The 699-nt window shown below is 72.1% G+C and carries 1 protein-coding gene and 1 pseudogene; both read right to left on the bottom strand.

Going from position 1 to position 699, the window contains the following annotated elements:
- A pseudogene (locus KS423_RS46710) lies at window positions 1–317 on the bottom strand (hypothetical protein); the annotation flags it as partial.
- Window positions 318–510: 193 nt separating this feature from the next.
- On the bottom strand, window positions 511–699 hold a 189-nt coding region (locus KS423_RS46715; RefSeq protein ID WP_224285689.1), incomplete at its 5' end, for a hypothetical protein.

Raw genomic sequence — 699 nt, forward strand, 5'->3', positions numbered from 1 at the left:
TCGGCGCGCGGCGGGCGCCGGGTGGCGGTGGCGGTCCGGGCCCCGGCCGCCTTGGTGTCCAGGAGTCCGACGGTCTCCGGCGCGGCTGTCTCCAGCGGGTCGCGCAGGTCCACCGGCTCGGCCGGCGACGGGCTCGGGACGACCGCCAGCGGGGTGGTCGCCGGGCCGCTGTCGGCCGGTCCGCCCTGCTTGACGGTCTTGACGGCCGTGGCGCTGACCAGCGAGCCGGAACCGGAGACGGAACGTTCCGGCAGGGCTGGCGGGAGCGCCTTGGGCAGGTTGTCGGGTCGCAGCGAAGAATCGCGGGTGACGTCCATGCACGGATCCTCTGGGTCGGTGTGTCGCGCAACGGGCGGCCCGGATCTGACGGGCAGTGCCAGGGTCAGGCTAAGTTCATACGTCATCAAATGCGACATTTGAACCGAGGTGTGTCGACATTTACTGACGAATCGTCCAAAGCTGACCTGACGCGCAGACACATGAATGGATGGTCGGACGGTTCGGCGCAGGTCAGCGCCGAGGAGCACCGGCCCTGCGGGCGACCACCCGACGGGTGATCAGTTCGAGGCCGGTGAGCACCAGCAGGACTCCGACGAGTCCATCGCGCAGGCCGGCCTCCCCGGGCCGGCCGGCCGCGCCCTGCGCGGCTTCCTTCGGCTGCGGCGCCAGCGGCCGGGCCGCATGCCCGGCCGGCTCGGC

The organism is Streptomyces sp. LS1784, assembly GCF_020103755.1.
Lineage (GTDB): Bacteria > Actinomycetota > Actinomycetes > Streptomycetales > Streptomycetaceae > Kitasatospora.